This window comes from Thalassococcus sp. BH17M4-6, assembly GCF_049323015.1.
Lineage (GTDB): Bacteria > Pseudomonadota > Alphaproteobacteria > Rhodobacterales > Rhodobacteraceae > Puniceibacterium.
The window spans coordinates 107,628-124,992 of sequence record NZ_JBMPGU010000009.1 but is presented as its reverse complement, the minus strand read 5'-3'; the positions used below and the strand labels follow the sequence as shown (position 1 = coordinate 124,992).

The following is a 17,365-nucleotide window of genomic DNA, read 5'->3' as shown; positions in this document are numbered from 1 at the left end:
GTTGTTCACCGACAGGCTGACCGACACCGCGACGCGGATCGACGCGCATCTTGCGGCGGTCCTTGCATCGCGCCCCGATCTGCCGGTCACCCAAGGCATGCGCTATGCACTGCGTGGCGGCAAGAAGCTGCGCGGCTTTCTGGTGATCGAGGCGGCGCGGCTGCACGACATACCCGAAACACAGGCGATCTGGCCCGCAGCCGCGATCGAGGCGGTGCATGCCTATTCGCTGGTACATGACGATCTGCCCTGCATGGACGACGACGACCTGCGCCGGGGCCTGCCCACGGTGCACCGCAAATGGGACGACGGCACCGCGGTGCTGGTGGGCGATGCCCTGCAGGCGCTGGGGTTTGAACTGGCAGGCCACGAAAACGTCGGATCGCCCGAGGTGCGCGCGAATCTGATGCTGAGCCTCGCGCGCGCCGCGGGGGCCGAGGGCATGGTGCTGGGGCAGGCACTGGACATCGCCGCGGAAACCGCTGCCACACCGCTGACGCTAGAGCAGATCACCGCATTGCAGGCTGGCAAGACCGGCGCGCTCATCGGTTGGTCGGCCGAGGCCGGCGCGCGGCTGGCAGGCGCCGATCCCGCGCCGCTGGGCCGCTACGCCGCCGCTCTTGGCCTCGCGTTTCAGATCGCCGACGACATTCTTGACGTGACCGGCGATGCCGCCGAGGTCGGCAAGGCCGTCGGCAAGGATGCCGCTGCGGGCAAGGCGACGTTCGTGTCGCTTCTGGGGCTGGACGGGGCGAAACGTCGCGCCGATGCGCTGGTGACCGAGGCCTGCGATGCGCTATCGTGCTATGGCGCGCGAGCCGCAACCTTGAAGGAGGCGGCGCGTTTCGTTATCGCCCGCCGGAACTGATCGCCCAAGGAGGGGCCGACCATGGCATCCAGGCCAGAGACCCCGTTGCTCGACCGCGTGCAGACGCCTGCCGACCTCAAGCGCTTTTCCGATGCAGAGCTGTCGCGGCTGGCGCACGAGCTGCGCGCCGAAACCATCGCCGCGGTGTCTGAAACTGGCGGCCATCTGGGCGCCGGGCTGGGCGTGGTCGAATTGACCGTGGCGCTGCATGCGGTGTTCGACGCGCCGCGCGACAAGATCATCTGGGATGTCAGCCACCAGTCCTATCCGCACAAGATCCTGACCGGCCGACGTGACCGGATGCGTACGATCCGCCAGAAGGACGGGCTGAGCGGGTTCACCAAACGCTCTGAATCGCCCTACGATCCGTTCGGCGCGGCGCATAGCTCGACATCGATCAGCGCGGGGCTTGGCTTTGCCGTCGCGCGCGATCTGGGCGGGGCGTCCGACACCGGGCATGGCGATTCCATCGCGGTGATTGGCGACGGCGCGATGTCGGCGGGCATGGCCTATGAGGCGATGAACAACGCAGGTGGCCTTAACAAGCGGATGATTGTCATCCTCAATGACAACGAGATGTCGATTGCGCCGCCCACCGGGGCGATGTCATCCTACCTCAGCCGCCTGTATGCCGAAGCGCCGTTTCATGACCTCAAGGCCGCGGCCAAGGGCGCGGTCAGCCTGCTGCCGGAACCGTTCCGCGAAGGTGCGCGCCGGGCCAAGGACATGATCAAGGGCATGGCCGTCGGCGGCACCCTCTTCGAGGCGCTGGGCTTTTCCTACCTCGGCCCCATCGACGGGCATGATCTGAGCCAGCTGCTGCCGGTACTGCGCACGGTGCGCCAGCGCGCGACCGGCCCGATCCTGATCCATGTGCTGACGCAAAAGGGCAAGGGCTACGCCCCGGCCGAGGCGGCCAGCGACAAGGGCCACGCCACGGCCAAGTTCGACGTGATCACCGGCAAGCAGGCCAAGGCGCCCAGCAACGCGCCCAGCTATACCAAGGTGTTCGGCGAGACACTCACGACCCTCGCCGCCGACGATCCGCGCATCTGCGCCGTCACCGCCGCGATGCCGGACGGCACCGGGCTGAACCTTTTTGCCGAGCGCTATCCCAGCCGCTGCTTCGATGTGGGCATCGCCGAACAGCACGGCGTCACCTTTGCCGCCGGGCTGGCGGCGGGTGGCATGCGGCCCTTCTGCGCGATGTATTCGACGTTCCTGCAACGCGGATACGATCAGGTCGTGCACGACGTTGCGATCCAGCGTCTGCCGGTGCGCTTTGCCATCGACCGGGCCGGGCTGGTCGGGGCCGATGGCGCGACCCATGCGGGCAGCTATGACATCGCCTATATGGCCAACCTGCCCGGCATGGTGGTGATGGCCGCCGCCGACGAGGCCGAGCTCAAGCACATGGTCGCCACTGCGGCGGCGCATGACGAGGGGCCCATCGCCTTTCGCTATCCGCGCGGTGAGGGCGAGGGCGTCGAGATGCCCGAACGCGGCGAGGTGCTGGAGATCGGCAAGGGCCGGATGATCCGCGAAGGATCGCGCGTGGCGATCCTGTCTTTCGGCACCCGGATGGGCGAGGTGATGCGCGCCTGCGAAACGCTGGACGCCCAAGGGATCACGCCGACGGTCGCCGATGCCCGCTTTGCCAAGCCGCTGGATCGCGACCTGATCCTGACGCTGGCCCGGGAACACGAGGCGCTGATCACCATCGAAGAGGGCGCGGTGGGCGGCTTTGGCAGCCACGTCGCACAGCTTCTGGCCGAGGAAGGCGTATTCGACACGGGCCTGCGCTACCGGTCGATGGTGCTGCCGGACATCTTCATCGATCAGGCCAGCCCTGCGGATATGTACGCGGTGGCGGGGCTCAATGCGGCGGATATCGCGGCAAAGGTGCTGTCGGTGCTGGGTGTCGAAAGCATCGGCAAACGCGCCTAGGCGACGTTGCCCCGGGGCCGATCCGTCAGACCAGCCCCTGCCAGATCATCGCAAAGAACAGCACGATTCCCCCGATGACGGTGTAGCCCGCGGCCATGAAGGCACCGTCGCGGGTCAGCAGGCCGACGGTTAGCAGCGACACCGCCAGCGCGCTGACCGAGGTGAACATCGGCAGGATCTCAAGGAACGGCCACGTGAGCGCGGTCAGAAAGATCGCCAGCGTCGCGAGAAACCGCATCGGCTTGATCGTCAGGGGCCGCAGCCGCCCGCGCGAATGGCGGTCGACCCAGCGGGCAGGCCGGATAAGGAAATCATGCGCCTGCCGCATCCTGTCGGCGGTGACGCTGCGCCGCATCAGGACATCGGGCAGCCAAAGGTGATCGCGGTGCAGCAGTTTCTGTATCGTGATCAGCATGATGATCAGCCCGCCGATGGTGGGCATCCCCGGAATCGCCGAAATCGGAGAGACCAGCACCAGCGCGGGCACCAGGATCGCCGGGGCAAAGGACTGATCTCCGATCCGGCTGAGCACATCGCGCACGGAAACGCGGGCATCGCCGTCGCCCGGCAACAGGGTGCCGATCAGATGCGTGAGGTCGACCGGGGCGCCATCGGGCGCGCTGCTATTGTCCGGCTTCATCGGTCAACAGGGCCTGCAAGCCGACGCGGTAGTCGGGATAGGTCAGATCGATCCCAAGCTCGTGCTTGATCCGGTCGTTCGATACGCGCTTGCTTTCGGCATAAAAGCTGCGCGCCATCGGCGACAGCTTGGCCTTTTTGAAGGGCACGGCCGGGGGCACCGGCAGGCCCAGCAGTTCCGCGGCATAGCCGATCACGTCCTGCGGCGGGGCGGGATCGTCGTCACAGACGTTGTAGACCGCGCCAGGGTTGGGCTGCGCGATCGACGCGACCAGAACCTGCGCGATGTCGTCCACATGGATACGGCTGAAGACCTGGCCGGGTTTCACAATCCGCTGGGCATTGCCCGTGCGCACCTTGGCAAACGGGCCACGCCCGGGACCGTAGATGCCGGCCAGCCGAAAAAAGTGGATCGGCAGGCCGGGAATCGCACCCCAGGCGGCCTCGGCCTCGACCCGGCGCTGACCACGTTCGGTGCTGGGGTGCAGCGGCGTGGATTCGTCCACCCAGTCGCCGTGGTGATCGCCATAGACGCCGGTTGTCGATAGATACCCGGCCCAGTAGAACTGCCGCGCTCGCGCCGCGATCTCGTCCGCGATCAGCCGCAGCGTCGGGTCGCCGTCGTCGTCCGGTCCGGCCGAGATCAGCAGATGCGTCGTACCCTCGAGCGCGTCGATCAAGGCGGCCTTGTCCCAAAGGATCGGCGTAACGCCGGTGTCGGCCAGTTCCGCCATCTTGTCGGGCGACCGGGTGGTGCCCAGCACGGTCCAGCCCTCCGGCACCAGCAGCCGCGCCAGCGCGCGGGCCGAATATCCATGTCCAAGCGAAAGCAGGCGGTGTGTCATGCGGGGTAAGTGGCGGCAAGCGGCACGGAATGCAAGAGGTGTTGCGGTACGGCGATCAGGTGCTATCTTGGCGTTAATTATTGTTAACTTTGACAGAAACCGCTTTTCGGACCACCGCATGACCGACAAAAAACCTGGACTCGACGCCGCCTATGCCCTGCAATCGGCGGATGACAACCGCGCGCTTTATGCCGATTGGGCAGAAAGCTATGACAGCAGCTTTGCCGGAGAGATGGACTACGTGCTGCCGCTGCGCGTTGCCGAAGCCTACCTCGACGTTGCCGGGCCTGACGCGGGCCCGGTGCTGGACGTGGGGGCGGGCACCGGCCTTTGTGGCGCGGCGCTGCGCGACCTGGGCATCGGCCCGATCGAGGCGACCGACCTGTCGCCGCAGATGCTTGCCGTGGCCGAGCGCAAGGGCATTTACACCCGCTTGTTCGAGGCTGACCTTCTGCAGGGGCTGCCCTGCGACAACGGCGCCTATACCGGGGTGGTGAGTTCAGGCACCTTCACCACGGGTCATCTGGGGGCCGAGGCGCTGGACGAGGTGCTGCGCATCATCCGGCCCGGCGGCTGGCTGGCGATTTCGGTCAATCGCCGCCACTACGACGAGGGCGGCTTTGCCGAGGCTCTTGCCGCCCGCGACGGCCGGATCACGACGCTTGAGGTGCGCGACGTGCGCAACTATGGCCCCGGTGCGCAAGGCGACCATGCGCAGGACCTTGGGCGGATTGTCACCTGTCGGTTGCGCTGATCGGCGACAATCGGCGCATGTCGTTTTCGCCCCGTTGCGGGAATCGGCGGATCGGGTAAGCCCGTCCCAGCGTTAACTGCCTTTGGAAAAAGCATGTCCAACCTGACCCGTCGCGCCGCCATGACCGGCCTGCTGATGAGCCTGGCCGCCTGTGCCAGCGGCACGCCCCAGCCCGAACTGAGCTTTGTCGCGGTGCCCAAGGGCCCGCCGCTTTATCCCAACGAAACGCCGGAGCTGCGGCAGCTGATCAACAAGTGGGCCGACCATTACGAATTGCCCCGACCGCTTGTGCACCGTCTGGCGATCCGCGAAAGCACGCACCGTCCCTGGGCGCGCAACGGCCCCTACTACGGGCTGCTGCAGATCCTGCCCGCCACGGCGCGCAGCATGGGGTTCCGGGGCAAGAACTCCGATCTTCTGGATGCCGACACGAACCTCAAATACGCGCTGAAGTACCTGCGGGGCGCGTGGCTATTGTCTGATGGCGATCACGCCACCGCAATCAAGTGGTACGCCCGCGGCTATTACTACGAGGCGAAGCGGCGCGGGATGCTGGTGGAAACCGGCCTGCGGTCCTGAGGTCGAGGGGGCGACCCCCGACCGCACGGGCCTTATGTCAGGGCCAAGGACCCAAAGACGAGATCAGGCGGCGTAGTCCGACCCTTCGGCATCCAGGATGGCCTTCAGCTCGGCCAGGTGCCGCACGTCCTGTTCGGGATATTCTTCCAGTTCGCGCGCGGTCTTTTCCGCGATCTCGTCGCTCAGCACCTTGAGCGGCTGGCCGGTCTGCAGCGCGCGGATGTAGGTTTCGGCGGCGCGTTCGAAATAATAGAGCCGGTTGAAGGTTTCGGCCACGGTGTCGCCGATGATCATGATGCCGTGATTGCCCATCACCATGACCTTTTGCTTGGGATCGGTGAAAAGCTGCGCGCAGCGTTCGCCTTCGTCCTCGAACGCGAGGCCGCCATAGTCGCGGTCATAGGCGATGCGGTTGTAGAAGGTGGCGCAGTTCTGGTCGATCGGCGGCAGCGTCGGATCGGCAAGGCAGGCCAGCACCGTGGCATGGATCGAATGCACATGCATCGCGCAGCGGGCCTGGGGGCAGTGCCGGTGCAGACCGCCGTGCAGGCCCCAGGCCGTGGGGTCCGGCGCATTGGGGCCGCTGAGCGTTTCGGGATCCTCGGCATCCACCACGATCAGGTCGGAGGCACGGATCCGGGCGAAATGCATCTGGTTGGGGTTCATCAGGAACCGCGTGCCGGTGTCGTTGATCGACAGGGAAAAGTGGTTGGCCACCCCTTCGTGCATATTGAGCCGCGCGGTCCAGCGGAAGGCGGCGGCAAGGTCCACCCGTTCCTGCCAGTGGTCGATATTGGGGCGCATCTGGGTGAGGGTCATCGGGACACTCCTTTTGGGGCTGGGGCGGGTTTCCGCGCCAGAGTATGCCCGGCCCGGGGCAAAAGGCCAGAGCGGTCAGGCCAATAAGGCGCAAAGCTGTGCCTCGGCCCGGCGCAAACCCCGAATCTCGGGCGCGTCGGCCAGCGCGGCCCGGTCGTCGGGCGCATCGGTTAGGGCCACCACATCGGGGTGGATATAGGATTTGCGCGCAATCGTCGGCGTGTTGTGCAACCGCTCGGACGCGGCCTCGGACAGCGCCTTGATGGTCGGACCATCGCTGGACAGCGCGGCCTCGAGGGCTGCGACGCTGCCGTTCCAGGTGCGAAAGGTCTTGGCGGTGATGCCGGACTGGCCGGTCATCTCTGCCAGCAGCGCGTTCACCTCTCCGGCGGTGACGGCGTGACCTTCGCCCGCGTCGTCGGTCCAGGAGATCAGCGTTGGCCCGGCCAAATCGTCCAGCGCGCCCAGCACCCGGTTGAGCGTGCGGTCGCGCAGGCGGCTGCGAATGCGCGCGCCGCCCTTGCCGGTGTAGCTCAGGCGAATTTCCCCTCCATCCAGGCTGAAGTGTTTGGGCCGCAGGGTCGAGGCCCCGAAGGTCTTGTTGCGGCGCGCATAGTCGGGGCTGCCCACGCGCAGCGCCGCCCGGTCGAGCAGCGCCAGCAGGGCGGCGATGGCAAATTGTCGTTCGCCCGGTTCCCGTTCCCGGAGGTCGCGCAGGATGCGGCGGCGCAGGGCAGGCAGCGCTGCGCCAAAGGCGGGCAGGTCGTCGTATTTCGCCCGGGCGCGGAAATCGGTCCAGTCCGGATGGTAGCGGTATTGCTTGCGCGTGCGCGCGTCGCGCCCCGTGGCCTGCAGGTGGCCCAGCGGTTCGGGGCAGATCCAGACGTCGCTGTAGGCCGGTGGGACGGCCAGCGCGTCGATGCGGGCGCGTTCGCCCTTGTCGTCGATATGTGTCCCGTCGGGGGCGGTATAGCTCCAGCCGCGACCGCGACGCCGCCGGGTGATCCCGGGGCGGTCATCCGGGTAATAGACAAGGTCGGTCGGGGTCATCATGCAGGGCAACGCGGGGCGCGGGACCGGGTTCCCGCAGCGGCGCGCTTGCGCCTGCTGTGCGTTGGTGTCACCTTGCCGCGACAGCAGCCGCGCGGGGAGTTTCATGCAGGATCAGATCAGTCTTGAGGTCGTCACGCCCGAGGCCCCCGCGCCGGAAATGTTCGATGCCGCCGATGCGGCGGTGGACCGGCTGATCGCGCTCTACGATGCCTCGATCACCTTTCTGTGCGACCGATTCAACGCCGCCATGGCAGAGGGCCATCCCGGCGTGCGCTTCCGCGCCTTCTATCCCGAGGTGCGGTTCACCATCACCAGCTACGCCAAGGTCGACAGCCGCCTGAGCTTTGGCCACGTGTCCGAGCCGGGCACCCATGCCACCAGCGTCACCCGGCCCGATCTTTTCGCCGCCTACCTGCGCCAGCAGATCGGCCTCTTGATCGCCAACCACGGCGCGTCGGTGCAGATCGGCCTGTCGACGACGCCGATGCCTGTGCATTTCGCCGTGGCCAACCGCGAAGGCATCACCGTCCCGCAGGAAGGGGCGGCGGATTTCATCCTGCGCGATGTCTTCGACGTGCCGGACCTCAGCACCACGAACGACGACATCGTCAACGGCATGGCGCAACCGGCCGAGGATGGCGCCGCGCCGCTGGCCCCCTTCACCGCGCAGCGGGTGGATTATTCGCTGGCCCGGCTGGCGCATTACACCGCCACCGATGCCGAGCATTTCCAGAACCATGTCCTGTTCACCAACTACCAGTTCTACGTCAGCGAATTCGAAGCCTACGCGCGCAAGATGCTGGCCGATCCCGACAGCGGCTACATCAGCTTTGTTAGTACCGACAATGTCGAGATCACCGGCCCCGACGACGAGATTCCGCCGACGCCCAAGACGCCGCAGATGCCGACCTACCACCTCAAGCGCAAGGGCGGGGCGGGGATCACGCTGGTCAACATCGGGGTGGGCCCGTCGAACGCCAAGACGGCGACGGACCACATCGCGGTGCTGCGCCCGCATGCCTGGCTGATGGTCGGGCATTGCGCGGGCCTGCGCAATTCGCAAAGCCTTGGGGATTTCGTGCTGGCGCACGCCTATCTGCGCGAAGACCGGGTGTTGGACGACGATCTGCCGGTCTGGGTGCCGATCCCGGCTCTGGCGGAAATCCAGATCGCGCTGGAAAAGGCGGTGGCCGAGGAAACCCAGCTTGAAGGCTACGACCTCAAGCGGATCATGCGCACCGGCACGGTCGCGTCGGTCGACAACCGCAACTGGGAACTGCGCGACCAGCGCGGGCCGGTGCAGCGCCTGAGCCAGTCGCGCGCCGTGGCGCTTGACATGGAAAGTGCCACGATCGCCGCCAACGGGTTCCGCTTCCGGGTGCCCTACGGAACCCTGCTGTGTGTCAGCGACAAGCCGCTGCATGGCGAGTTGAAGCTGCCCGGAATGGCGTCGGATTTCTACAAGACCCAGGTCGCGCGGCATCTGATGATCGGCATTCGCGCGATGGAACGGCTGCGCGACATGCCGCTGGAACGCATCCACAGCCGGAAATTGCGTAGTTTTGAGGAAACAGCCTTCCTTTGACGCGGCGAAAAGCGCAGGAAACATGCGTTTTTGCCTTGCAATGGCATACTAACAGTTGTGTTAGATAGCTACATCCGGTTTACTACGCGGAATGAGGCCCAAATAACGGGCAGAGAAGGAGACCATGAAATGGCGAAGCCGATGACAAAGACGCAGCTTGTGGCCGCTCTGGCCGAAGAGATGGGCAGCGACAAGAAAAGCGCAAGCGCGGCACTGGATGCCGTTTGCAGCCTGATCACCAAGGAAGTGGCCGCCGGCGGCGCCGTCACCCTGCCGGGCGTGGGCAAGATCTACTGCCGTGAACGCCCCGAGCGGATGGTGCGCAACCCCGCCACCGGTGAGCAGTTCAAGAAAGAGGCCGACAAGGTGGTCAAGATGACCATCGCCAAGGCGCTCAAGGACAGCGTGAACGGCTGATCGCCCGACATCAGTTTTTCGGATCAGGGTCGCCCGGGGCGGCCCTTTTTCGTGGCGCGGACCGCATCTGGTGTTTCGGACCGAATGGCCCGCAACCCGAAATTCTTGAGAATTTCGGCTCCGGAAACCTCGAGGTTTCCGTGCGCCGGACCTCTGGAAAAACGCCGGGGCTATCGCAATCAGGCGTCAGCGAGTGCGGCGATCTGCGCCCCCCCGGCGTCGAAATTATGGGGCGAAAGCCAACGCTCGAACCGTGCCTTCTGCGCGGGCCATTCGCTGTCGAGCATGGCGTACCAAGCGGTATCCCGGTTTCGGCCCTTGACCACCGCCGCCTGCCGGAACGTGCCCTCATAGGTGAACCCCAGGCGGATCGCCGCGCGCCGCGACGGGGCGTTGAGCGCATTGCATTTCCATTCGTAGCGGCGGTAGCCCAGATCGTCGAAGACGTGCTGCATCATCAGATACATTGCCTCGGTCGCGCCTGTGGTGGCCTGCAGCGCCGGGGCAAAGTGGATGTTGCCCACCTCGATCACGCCCATGTCCGGCGTGATGCGCAGATAGCTGGCAAGCCCCTGCGGCACGCCATTGGCGTCGCGGATGGTGTAGAACACCGGGTCATCGCCATCGCAGACTGGCGCCAGCCAATGGGCAAAGGCGTCTTGGGTAGCGAACGGCTCTTGCGGCAGATAGGTCCATCCGGCCCCGGATGTGTCCGCCGCGAAGGCGTCAAACAGCGGCCCGGCATCGTCGGGCTGCGTCGGGGTCAGGCTGACGTACCGCCCTGCCAGGTCGGCCGTCGTTGGGCGCGGGCGCGGCAGGCGGATCGCGACGCGCGGGCCAAGACGCTGGCCCGCGGCATTTCTTTCCTCAGCCAAAGACCCGGCCCAGGGCGCCGTCCACCGCGCTCAGAATGTGGTCGATGTCATCCTTCGTGGCGATCAGCGCGGGCGAGAAACACAGGGTGTTGTTGTAGCCTGGCACCGACCGGTTGGTGGCCCCGATGATCACCCCCTGCGCCATGCAGTCGGCGACGACCGCCTGCACGCGCTTTTCCTCCATCGGCGCGCGGCTGTCGCGATCCGCGACCAGTTCCGCGCCCAGAAACAGCCCCTTGCCGCGTACGTCGCCGATGACCTTGTGCTTGTCCATCAGCCCGCCAAGCGCCTCCAGCATGTAGTCGCCCATGGCCAGCGTGTTGCCGAGCAGGTCCTCGTCCTCGATGATGCGCATGTTTTCCAATGCCGCCGCCGGACCGGCCGTGCACCCGCCGAAGGTCGAGATGTCGCGGAAATAATCCAGCGGATCGCTGGCATCGGATTTGAACAGCTCGAATACCGCTTCGGAGGTGGCAAGGCAGGCGATGGCGGCATAGCCCGAGGCGACGCCCTTGGCCATGGTCACCATGTCGGGCTCGATCCCGTAGTGCTGATACCCGAACCAGGTGCCGGTGCGCCCGACGCCGCAGACGACCTCGTCGATATGCAGCAGGATGTCGTATTTGCGGCAAATCTCTTGCACGCGGGGCCAGTAACCTTCGGGCGGGGTGATGACGCCACCGCCCGCCGTCACGGGCTCAAGGCAGAGCGCACCGACGGTGTCGGGGCCTTCGCGCAGGATCACCTCTTCGATCTGGTTGGCGGCCCAGATCCCGTAGCCTTCGGTCGGGGCGCCCTCTTGCTCAAAGGCGCGGTATTCCAGGCAATGCGGCACCCGCACGAACCCCGGCGCGAAGGGGCCGTATTGCGCGTTGCGCTGGTCCTGACCACCCGCCGACAGGCAGCCGATGGTGGTGCCGTGATAATCGCGGTCGCGGTAGAGGATCTTGTGCTTCTTGCCGCCATAACGCTTGTGCGCGATCTGGCGGACCATCTTGAAGGCCTTCTCATTCGCCTCGGACCCCGAGTTCGTATAGTAAAGCCGGGTAAGGCCCGGCATCTTTTCCAGCAGCTTTTCGGCGAAAAGAGCGCCTGGAATCGACCCGGCGGACCCGGCGAAATAGTTCAGCTTGAGCAACTGGTCACGCACCGCGTTGGCGATGCTTTCGCGCCCGTAACCCACGTTCACGGTCCAGACCGCCCCCGACACGGCATCCAGGTGTTCCTTGCCGTTCTGGTCCCAGACCTTCATTCCTTTGCCTTCGACGATGATCCGGGGATCGGATGTCTCGTAGGGTTTGTGCTGGCTCAGGTGATGCCAGATATGCGCCTTGTCCGCCGCCACGACGCGGCTCAGATCGTTTTCGCCATAGGTGCCGTCCATGCCGGGAACTCCTTTCGTGTTCTGAAAACCGGAAGTCGGCGTTCGGGGCCTTGCCCCGCCGCCTTTTGTCCTATTGAGACCTAAGATTGGGCAATGATTAGGGCCAGTTCAGGCGTTGATGTAAGTCCAGACTGCGGGGATTCCGGCCTCCCCAACGATAGCGGAATGGCGAAGCCCTTGAAATCATGGTCAGAGTTATGCGGCGGCAGGGCCATCGAGCCGCCCACCCACCTGCCTTCCTGATCCTGAAGTGCCACAAAAACCGTTGATCGGACGCCTGTTTTCCGGTCGGATCACCCCAGAGCATCCAACGAGGTGCCCGCGCAGGAGGCCGCAACCGGCCCGGACGCAGAATTGCCCCAGGCCGCAAAGGCCGGGGTTCAACACGGGAGACTGACAATGTCGATGAAGCATGTAATCATGGGAACTGCCGCGGCGCTTGCGCTGACCGCCGGCGCACCGGCCTTTGCCGCCGGTCACGGATCGATCACCGTGGCCTATTTCCTCGAATGGCCGATGCCGTTCGAATACGCCAAGCAGATGGGCACCTACGAAGAAGAGATGGGCGTCGACATCAACTGGGTCAGCTTCGACACCGGCACCGCGATGTCGGCGGCGATGGCCTCGGGTGATGTGCAGCTGGCCGTCAGCCAGGGCGTGCCGCCCTTCGTGGTGGCGACCAGCGCGGGCCAGGACCTGCAGGCGCTCGACGTCGCGGTGAGCTATTCCGACAACGACAACTGCGTCGTGGCCGAAGCGCTCGAGATCGACAAGGACAGCGCCGGCGAACTGGCGGGCAAGAAGGTTGCCGTGCCGCTGGGCACCGCCGCGCATTACGGATTCCTCAAGCAGATGGACCATTTCGGCGTCGACGTGGCCAGCCTTGATGTCGTCGACATGGCGCCGCCCGATGGCGCCGCGGCCATCGCGCAGGGCTCGGTCGACATGTTCTGCGGCTGGGGCGGATCGCTGCGCCGTGCCAAGGAATTCGGCAATGTGCTGCTGACCGGTGCCGAGAAAGAGGAACTGGGCATCCTTGTCTTCGACGTCACCTCCGGCCCCGCGGGCTGGGTGGCCGAGAACAGCGATCTGGTGGCCAAGTTCCTCAAGGTCACGGCGGATGCCAACGCCATGTGGGCGGACGAGGCCAACCACGCCGAGATGCTGCCGGTGATCGCCAAGGATGCGGGCATGTCCGAAGAGGACACGATGGCGACCATGTCGACCTTTGTCTTCCCGACGGTCGAGGATCAGCTGTCCGAGAAATGGCTGGGCGGTGGCGCGGCCGAGTTCATGGGTGGCGTCGCGCAGGTCTTTGTCGATGCGGGTTCCATCGACGGGGCGCTCGACAGCTATGCGGACAACGTCAACACCGGCCCGCTGGCCGCTGCGGGCGATATGTAAACGCATCGAAACGGGGGGCCGGGCAAATGTCCGGCCCTTCGTTCGCAAAGACCTCGCGCCGCGGCGCATACCGGGAGATGGCCAATGTCCGGACTGAAGATCGCGAACCTGTCGATGCGCTTTGACCTGCCCAACGGCAGCTCTGTCCAGGCGCTGCAGGATGTGTCGCTCGACCTCAAATCCGGAGAGTTGATGAGCGTCCTGGGCCCGTCCGGCTGCGGCAAGACCACGCTTCTGAACATCGTGGCGGGGTTTCTGGCCCCGACCGAAGGGGTGATCGAGCTGAACGGCCATCGCGTCACCGGGCCGGATGCCGAGCGTGGCATGGTGTTCCAGCAGGGCGCGCTTTTCGAATGGATGAACGTGCGCGAAAACGTCAGCTTTGGCCCGCGCATGGCCGGTCAGCGCGAAAGCGACTGGGCCAGCAACGTCGATCACCTGCTGGATGTGGTGGGCCTGCGCGATTTCAAGGAAAAGGCGGTTTACGAACTGTCCGGCGGCATGCAGCAGCGGGTGGCGCTGGCGCGCTGCCTGGCCAATGATCCGGATGTCATTCTGATGGACGAACCTTTGGGCGCGCTGGATGCGCTGACCCGGGAAAAAATGCAATCGCTGGTCCTCAAGCTCTGGAAGGAAACCGGCAAGACCATCATTCTGATCACTCATTCCGTCGAAGAGGCGCTTTTGTTGGGCGAACGGCTGCTCGTCATGGCGCCGCGCCCGGGCCGCATTCACCGCGAATACCGGCTCCCCTTCGCCGATCTCGGGGTCGAGACTGATCTGCGCGAGGTCAAGAAACATCCTGAATTCGCCACCCGGCGCGAGGAAATTCTAAGCATGATCTGGGACATGGAAGAAGAGATCATGGGTCGGTCGGAGGATGCGGCATGATCGTTTTCCTGATCTACGCGGCGATTTTCGTCGCCTCGTTCTTTATCGTGAAGCTGGTGGTCAAGACCGCCACGAACGACTTTACCTCGCTCAAGACGGTGACATTCGGCGATGAAAGCGCGGTGCGGCCCAACCGCATCGCCAGCATCATTTCGATCCTCACCATCTTTCTGCTCTGGGGCGCGTTCACCGGATCGAAGCTGGTGCCGTCCTTCCTGCATGCGCCGGGTCCGTTCATCGGCACTGCCGAATTCGACTATACCGCCGAACTGAGCACCGGTGACCGCGACGATGCCACGGTTCGCGTGGTGGTGACCCGCGCGGGCGATGAACCGGTGCTGCCCGAGGTGGAGCCGGGTGACGGCTTTGCCAAGAACGACGTCGACGAGGTCGGCGCTTGGCGGTCCGGGCTGATCCGCGTGGATCGCAACGACGAGATCCCCGAAGGCGCGGATCTGACCGTCGTGGCGGTCAACGGCCAGCCGATCGAACCGGGCGGCACCGTGCAGACCGACTATGGCCGCATCGGCATGAGCCCCAAGGGTACGCTGAATTTCGAACCCGCCAAGGGCTGGCAGATGGAACCGATCTGGCTGCCCGCGCCAGAGGCCGTCGTCGCCCGGATCGGAGAGATTTCGCGCGAGGGCTACCGCGACAGCACGCTGTTCGAACATCTGGGCTATTCGCTGTTCCGGGTGGTCGTGGGCTTTCTCTTCGGCGCGCTTGTGGGCATCCCGCTGGGCTATGCCATGGGCCTGTCGGACTGGTTCCGTGGCTGGTTCGATCCGATCGTGGAATTCATGCGCCCGGTGCCGCCGCTGGCACTGATCCCGCTGGTGATCATCTGGGCCGGGATCGGCGAGACGGGAAAGATCATTCTGCTGTTCCTGGCAGCGCTCTGGATCATGGCGATCTCGGCCCGGTCCGGGGTGTCGGGGGTCAACATTTCCAAGGTGCACGCGGCCTATTCGCTGGGCGCGTCGAAATGGCAGATCATGCGCTATGTGATCGTGCCCAATTCGCTGCCGGAGATATTCACCGGCGCGCGCGTGGCGATGGGCGTGTGCTGGGGCACCGTGGTTGCGGCGGAACTGGTCGCGGCGGAACAAGGGGCGGGCATGATGATCATGGTCGCGTCGAAATTCCAGCTGACCGACATCGTGATCATGGGGATCATCCTGATCGGCATCATCGGCTTTGGCATCGACATGCTGATGCGCTGGGCCGAACGTATTCTGGTGCCTTGGAAAGGGCGATCCTGATCCGGGCAGGACGCGCACCGGCATTGGGACAGGTTAATCAGGGCGACGGGGCGCGATGGTGGCGCACACCCTTCTGAATTTTGATCGCTCCGCCCTAGCCCTCGACGCGGCGCTCGGCGGCCACGGCGTCGCCCCGACTTATATGGTCGAGCATGATCTGCGCGCGAAAAAGCAGGTGGAGCTCTGGGCCGATCCCGATCCGTCCGGCGATGGCCTTTATATCTCGTGGTCCAGGGACCAGCTGGGCCAGATGCGCATCAAGCGGAACATCGACTGGATCGCATCAGGCTTCGCCTAAGCGCCACCCTTTGGCGCATGGCGGCCAGTGTGATCAGTTTTCTTCGGTCGGCGGGGCCTGTTCCGAACTCATCCCGTCAAGCGATGTGAGCAGCGCCGTCACTTGACTGTCGAGCCAAAGCCGGGCTGAATCGACCGCACCGACATAGCCGGAAAGCATCGGTTCAAGCGCCGGAACCGCTGCCGCCAGTCGCGGCGCAAAGAGGTAAAGCGCCGCCGCGATCACTGCGATGATCAGCACCGTCATGAAGCCTTTGCCAAAGCCGCCGCCGGTTTCCTCGATGGGGGCGCGGCCCTGCGGGGTTTCGACCGCTCGGCGTTCCGAGGAAGAGCGCAGCGTCTGATTGATTTCGTCGATATCCGGCAGCAGTTCCCGGCGTGAACTTGCGGCCGCGGCTGCGGCGGCGGCGGCCTGCGGTGCCGTTTCGCCCGGCGGGGTGTCGCCACGCATGCGCGCCATGCGGTCGCGCGCCTCTCGGGCGCGGCGGGCGGATTCATCCTCGCGCGGTTCCTCGAGCCCCAGATCGGGCTGACTTTCAAGGTTTTCGGCCTCGGCGGCACGAGCGCGGCTTTCCAGCTCGGCTTCTTCGCGCAGCACGCTTGTGACCTCCGGATCCAACTCCCGGCGGCGGGGAGGCTCTTCGGGGTCGGAGATCTCGTCCTCGGGCGGCGTTTCGTCCGTGGCGCTGTCTTTGCCGTCGTCGGCCTGATCATCCGCGTCGGGCTGCCATTCGGCATCGGGGACCGGCTGGTTCAGCTCTTCGGCCAGGACCGGATCATCGTCGGGGTGGTTCTGGAACCATGTGTGGCCACAGTTGGAACACTGCACATCGCGACCGCCGTCGGGGATCACGTCGGTCGGAACTTCGTATTGCGCGCTGCAATTCGGGCATATCAGCCGCATCTTGCCACCTGTCCTGCCTTTTTGTCCTGCCCGGACTTGTTGTTGCCACCATAGGCTGCGCGCAGCGCTTGGAAAAGACCAATATAGCCGAGGCCCGCATTGAATCCGGCGCGATGCTGCGGCACAACAGGGCAGTTGGAACGGGGCGTGGCGGTGCAGGTGTGATCGAACTGGAAAACGTGGCCTACAGCTACGGCGGTGGGGAGTTGCTGAGCGACATTTCCCTCAAGCTGGCGCCGGGGTCGTTCCACTTTCTGACCGGCCCCAGCGGATCGGGCAAGACGACGTTCCTCAAGCTGTGCTACGGCGCGCTGCGCGCCACCGGCGGGCATGTGCGTCTGTTCGACCGCGACGTGTTCCAGATGGACCGCGATGCCATCGCGATGGCGCGGCGGCGGATCGGCGTCGTGCACCAGGACTGCCAGTTCCTTGACCATCTGCCGGTGACCGAAAACGTCGGCCTGCCGCTGGTGGTGTCGGGGCAGGCCAGCCCCGACGAAGCCGCCAACCTGGCCGAGCTTCTGACCTGGGTCGGGCTGACCAACCGCGCCCATGCCCTGCCGCCGGAACTGTCGGGCGGCGAACGCCAGCGCGCGGCCCTGGCGCGGGCGCTGATCATGTCGCCCGATGTGATCCTCGCGGACGAACCCACCGGCAACGTCGATTGGGAGATGTCGCAGCGCCTGCTGCGGCTGCTGCTGGAGCTGAACCGGATGGGAAAGACGGTGATGATCGCCACCCATGACCTGAGCCTTATCCGCGCGGCCAAGGCGCAGGTACAGGCGCGGGTGCTGCGCATTTCCGGACGGCGGCTGCAACTTGCGGGGGCCGATCTATGAGAC

18 protein-coding genes are annotated in these 17,365 nt (G+C 65.4%); 11 read left to right on the top strand and 7 right to left on the bottom strand.

The window, feature by feature from the left end; translation table 11 throughout:
• Position 1 precedes the first annotated feature (1 nt).
• Entirely contained in the window at positions 2-868 is an 867-nt protein-coding gene (locus ACOXXX_RS14045) for a polyprenyl synthetase family protein (RefSeq protein ID WP_422827226.1), read from the top strand.
• 21 nt (positions 869-889) lie between these two features.
• On the top strand, positions 890-2,815 hold the full coding sequence (gene dxs, locus ACOXXX_RS14040; RefSeq protein ID WP_422827225.1) for a 1-deoxy-D-xylulose-5-phosphate synthase: 1,926 nt from the start codon (positions 890-892) through the stop codon (positions 2,813-2,815).
• Positions 2,816-2,840: 25 nt separating this feature from the next.
• Here the strand turns inward: dxs and ACOXXX_RS14035 are convergent, their stop codons facing one another.
• Together ACOXXX_RS14035 and ACOXXX_RS14030 are read right to left on the bottom strand one after the other, a co-directional pair.
• The gene (locus tag ACOXXX_RS14035) at positions 2,841-3,455 is read right to left on the bottom strand and encodes an exopolysaccharide biosynthesis protein (protein ID WP_422827224.1); all 615 of its coding nucleotides are present in this window, start codon (positions 3,453-3,455) and stop codon (positions 2,841-2,843) included.
• Positions 3,439-4,299, bottom strand: a complete 861-nt coding sequence (locus tag ACOXXX_RS14030) for an SDR family oxidoreductase (protein ID WP_422827223.1) — start codon at positions 4,297-4,299, stop codon at positions 3,439-3,441. The genes ACOXXX_RS14035 and ACOXXX_RS14030 overlap by 17 nt, the downstream gene beginning before the upstream one ends.
• A gap of 118 nt (positions 4,300-4,417) precedes the next feature.
• Between ACOXXX_RS14030 and ACOXXX_RS14025 the strand changes: the two genes are divergently transcribed.
• Both ACOXXX_RS14025 and ACOXXX_RS14020 read left to right on the top strand, forming a co-directional pair.
• Positions 4,418-5,053 (top strand): class I SAM-dependent DNA methyltransferase, encoded by a 636-nt coding sequence (locus ACOXXX_RS14025; protein WP_422827222.1) that lies wholly within the window; start codon positions 4,418-4,420, stop codon positions 5,051-5,053.
• 93 nt (positions 5,054-5,146) lie between these two features.
• Entirely contained in the window at positions 5,147-5,632 is a 486-nt protein-coding gene (locus tag ACOXXX_RS14020) for a transglycosylase SLT domain-containing protein (protein ID WP_422827221.1), read from the top strand.
• A 63-nt stretch (positions 5,633-5,695) separates the two neighbouring features.
• Here the strand turns inward: ACOXXX_RS14020 and ACOXXX_RS14015 are convergent, their stop codons facing one another.
• Entirely contained in the window at positions 5,696-6,451 is a 756-nt protein-coding gene (locus ACOXXX_RS14015; RefSeq protein ID WP_422827220.1) for a class II aldolase and adducin N-terminal domain-containing protein, read from the bottom strand.
• A 75-nt stretch (positions 6,452-6,526) separates the two neighbouring features.
• Entirely contained in the window at positions 6,527-7,609 is a 1,083-nt protein-coding gene (locus ACOXXX_RS14010; RefSeq protein WP_422827219.1) for a DNA topoisomerase IB, read from the bottom strand.
• On the opposite strand from ACOXXX_RS14010, the gene ACOXXX_RS14005 reads away from it, so the two are divergent.
• Positions 7,608-9,089 (top strand): AMP nucleosidase, encoded by a 1,482-nt coding sequence (locus tag ACOXXX_RS14005; protein ID WP_422827218.1) that lies wholly within the window; start codon positions 7,608-7,610, stop codon positions 9,087-9,089. The two genes, ACOXXX_RS14010 and ACOXXX_RS14005, sit on opposite strands and share 2 nt — an antisense overlap.
• 129 nt (positions 9,090-9,218) lie before the next feature.
• The gene (locus ACOXXX_RS14000) at positions 9,219-9,506 is read left to right on the top strand and encodes an HU family DNA-binding protein (protein ID WP_422827217.1); all 288 of its coding nucleotides are present in this window, start codon (positions 9,219-9,221) and stop codon (positions 9,504-9,506) included.
• Between the two features lie 179 nt (positions 9,507-9,685).
• On the opposite strand, the gene ACOXXX_RS13995 is transcribed toward ACOXXX_RS14000, so the two are convergent.
• Positions 9,686-10,381, bottom strand: coding sequence for a GNAT family N-acetyltransferase (locus ACOXXX_RS13995; RefSeq protein WP_422827216.1), 696 nt, complete (start codon positions 10,379-10,381; stop codon positions 9,686-9,688).
• Positions 10,374-11,765 (bottom strand): aspartate aminotransferase family protein, encoded by a 1,392-nt coding sequence (locus ACOXXX_RS13990; protein WP_422827215.1) that lies wholly within the window; start codon positions 11,763-11,765, stop codon positions 10,374-10,376. The genes ACOXXX_RS13995 and ACOXXX_RS13990 overlap by 8 nt, the downstream gene beginning before the upstream one ends.
• Positions 11,766-12,170: 405 nt before the next feature.
• Here ACOXXX_RS13990 and ACOXXX_RS13985 point away from each other — a divergent pair, with 405 nt between their 5' ends.
• The 4 genes from ACOXXX_RS13985 (at position 12,171) to ACOXXX_RS13970 (ending at position 15,620) form a co-directional block, all read left to right on the top strand.
• Positions 12,171-13,169 (top strand): ABC transporter substrate-binding protein, encoded by a 999-nt coding sequence (locus ACOXXX_RS13985; RefSeq protein WP_422827312.1) that lies wholly within the window; start codon positions 12,171-12,173, stop codon positions 13,167-13,169.
• Between the two features lie 84 nt (positions 13,170-13,253).
• Positions 13,254-14,060 carry an ATP-binding cassette domain-containing protein gene (locus tag ACOXXX_RS13980; RefSeq protein WP_422827213.1) on the top strand — a complete coding sequence of 269 codons (807 nt, stop codon included), beginning with the start codon at positions 13,254-13,256 and terminating at the stop codon, positions 14,058-14,060.
• Positions 14,057-15,322 (top strand): ABC transporter permease, encoded by a 1,266-nt coding sequence (locus tag ACOXXX_RS13975; protein WP_422827212.1) that lies wholly within the window; start codon positions 14,057-14,059, stop codon positions 15,320-15,322. Before ACOXXX_RS13980 ends, ACOXXX_RS13975 begins: the two co-directional genes overlap by 4 nt.
• A gap of 55 nt (positions 15,323-15,377) precedes the next feature.
• A complete protein-coding gene (locus tag ACOXXX_RS13970) occupies positions 15,378-15,620 on the top strand; it encodes a hypothetical protein (protein ID WP_422827211.1) in 243 nt (80 codons plus the stop codon).
• Between the two features lie 33 nt (positions 15,621-15,653).
• On the opposite strand, the gene ACOXXX_RS13965 is transcribed toward ACOXXX_RS13970, so the two are convergent.
• Positions 15,654-16,523, bottom strand: coding sequence for a zinc-ribbon domain-containing protein (locus tag ACOXXX_RS13965; RefSeq protein ID WP_422827210.1), 870 nt, complete (start codon positions 16,521-16,523; stop codon positions 15,654-15,656).
• Positions 16,524-16,684: 161 nt separating this feature from the next.
• Between ACOXXX_RS13965 and ACOXXX_RS13960 the strand changes: the two genes are divergently transcribed.
• Positions 16,685-17,362, top strand: a complete 678-nt coding sequence (locus ACOXXX_RS13960) for a cell division ATP-binding protein FtsE (RefSeq protein WP_422827311.1) — start codon at positions 16,685-16,687, stop codon at positions 17,360-17,362.
• The last annotated feature ends 3 nt before the right edge of the window (positions 17,363-17,365 follow it).